The sequence below is a fragment of the Myxococcus llanfairpwllgwyngyllgogerychwyrndrobwllllantysiliogogogochensis genome, from assembly GCF_006636215.1.
GTDB lineage: Bacteria > Myxococcota > Myxococcia > Myxococcales > Myxococcaceae > Myxococcus > Myxococcus llanfairpwllgwyngyllgogerychwyrndrobwllllantysiliogogogochensis.
In genome coordinates, this window is the sequence record NZ_VIFM01000792.1 from 1 (window position 1) to 437 (window position 437).

Annotated in this window: 1 protein-coding gene; it reads right to left on the minus strand. The window is 58.4% G+C overall.

The window, feature by feature from the left end:
- The coding region (locus FJV41_RS53055; RefSeq protein WP_368773788.1) for a hypothetical protein at nt 1-437 on the minus strand (437 nt) is incomplete at both ends.

Here is a 437-nt window from a genome sequence, read left to right on the forward strand (position 1 = left end):
GAATACGGCTTGCCATCGAAGATCAGAATGCGACAGGTGTCATCGGGCAGGTCGATGCCATCGTAGCGATTCACGAGGACGACAGTCTTTTCGTACTCGCCCTCGCGCAGGCCTTCAATGACCCCGCCCACAGAATCCTTGTCCGCCACCGTGGCTCCATACGACTCCCAGTCCTTCACCCTGGCGAATGCCGTCGCCAACGCGACCACCCCGTGGTGACGCTTGAGCTTGGGGGTCGCATAGCCCTTCACGATCCGCTCGCGGTCAAGCTCTTCATGGATCAGCGAGGGCAGCAAAACCATCTTTTCTCCCGACCAGCTTTCCTTGGCGTAGATCAAGGGATGAACGATGGTCTCGGGCTTGAGTTGAAGCCCCTTGATCAGGAATGCATCGTCGGTCACCGTGGCTGACATGAAGATGCGGTGCGCTGCATCTTC